This window comes from Candidatus Protofrankia californiensis (assembly GCF_900634765.1).
In the GTDB taxonomy this organism is placed as follows: Bacteria; Actinomycetota; Actinomycetes; order Frankiales; family Frankiaceae; genus Protofrankia; species Protofrankia californiensis.
Map to the genome: position 1 here is coordinate 1 of NZ_CAAAFT010000234.1, position 1,700 is coordinate 1,700.

3 pseudogenes are annotated in these 1,700 nt (G+C 67.8%); 1 reads left to right on the forward strand and 2 read right to left on the reverse strand.

The features are described 5' to 3' along the window. Positions 1-474, forward strand: a pseudogene (locus DD1DGNOD_RS12650) (IS6 family transposase); the annotation flags it as partial. On the opposite strand, the pseudogene DD1DGNOD_RS29355 reads toward DD1DGNOD_RS12650, so the two are convergent. Both DD1DGNOD_RS29355 and DD1DGNOD_RS31185 read right to left on the reverse strand, forming a co-directional pair. Next, positions 471-1,339: pseudogene (locus DD1DGNOD_RS29355) on the reverse strand (IS5 family transposase); the annotation flags it as partial. The pseudogenes DD1DGNOD_RS12650 and DD1DGNOD_RS29355 sit on opposite strands and share 4 nt — an antisense overlap. A 75-nt stretch (positions 1,340-1,414) precedes the next feature. After that, positions 1,415-1,700, reverse strand: a pseudogene (locus DD1DGNOD_RS31185) (IS5/IS1182 family transposase); the annotation flags it as partial.

The window sequence follows — 1,700 nt, forward strand, 5'->3', positions numbered from 1 at the left end:
TCCCGGCATCGGAGTTCACCGGCTTCCGGTTCCCACCTGAGGGGAAGCGTGCTGGCGGTCCGCTGGTATCTGCGCTACGCCCTGTCGTACCGAGACGTCGAGGAACTCCTCGCCGAACGTGGTCTCGTCGTCGATCATGTGACGGTGTACCGGTGGGTGCAGCGGTTCATCCCCCTACTGATCGATGCTGCCCGGCCCTGCCGGCACTCACCCGGAGACAGGTGGTGTGTCGACGAGACCTATGTGAAGGTCTCCGGCCGGTGGATCTACCTGTACCGGGCGGTCGACCAGTACGGCCAGGTCATCGACGTGCTGGCCAGTGAGCATCGGGATCTGGCCGCGGCCCGCGGGTTCTTCACCGTCGCGCTGTCCCATGGCCGCAGGCCGGTGGGGGTCACCACCGATAAGGCTGCTGTCTATCCGCGGATCCTGGACGAGCTGCTGCCCGCCGCCTGTCACGTCGACGCCCGGCGGGCCACGGTGTTGCGGTCTTTGTAGAGCGTGGCGTCGTGGCTGACCGGGCGGCCTCCGGCGCTGCCGCGCTTCTTACGGTTGGCCATCTGGTCGGCCTTCTCCGGGATCACCGCCCGGATCTTCCGTGTACGCAGGTGGGCGCGGTTGGCGCGGGACGAGTACGCCTTGTCTGCGGCGACCGCGTCCGGCCGGGTCCTGGGGCGGCCGACCGGTCCACGCACCTTGATCTTCTTCAGGACCGGGAGGAAACGCGGGCTGTCCGCGGCCTGTCCGGGGGTGAGGATGATGGACAGTGGGCGGCAGCGCCGGTCGGTCGCGAGGTGCACCTTGCTGGTCAGCCCGCCCCGGGAGCGTCCCAGTTCGGCGGCCTTCAGCCGGGCCTTGCGGCGTCGGCGTACCGCGCGGCGCCGTGCCCGTTCGGCTTCCTCTGCGCCCTCGGGCGCCTCGGTCACGGAGTCGTTGTGCCCGGTTTCTGAAGCCCCTTTTCCTCTGTCAGGGCCTTCTCCATGTCCTCCAGGAGGTCCGGGTCGACCACCATGCCCGCCGCGTGGTGATGCGCGCGGGTGACGGTGGAGTCCACGCTGACCAGACTGAGATCGACATCGCCGCGTGCCGCCGCTTCGGTGATCATCGCGTCCATGAGGGTCTGGAAGACCCCGTCACGCGCCCACCTACGGAACCGGTCGTAGATCGTCGACCAGGAGCCGTAGCTGTCCGGCACGTCCCGCCAGGGGCTGCCGGTACGGAACCTCCACATCACCGCGTTGAAATAGCTGCGCAGGTCAGGGATCGGTCCGGACGCCCCCAGCGGGAGGTGCGGCTCGATCAACTCCCATTCACCATCGGTCAGATCACCACGCGTCATACAGCCGTGCTACCAGCCGAAGCACCCGAACGAAGGACGAATACCCTGATTGTGATCCGGACTCAGAACAGGCCCTAATGGCCAGCCGTCCGGGGCGGTGACGACCTGGATGTTCCCGCCGTGGTTGTCGTGTGTGCCCGACCACCACAGGTCCACCCCCGGGGTGGGGCCGGGGGTCCGGATCCGATCGGTGGCGATCAGGGTGCCGTCGACGCTGACGCGGTGATGGCCGGCGGCTGTCGCCGTGAGCGGGGCGGACTCCAGCCAGGGCCATTTCGTAGTCGATAGGCCAAGTTGATCATTCTCGGTATCGACCGATATACGGCCTGACCTGGACGGATACCGGCGACACGCCGGAGGG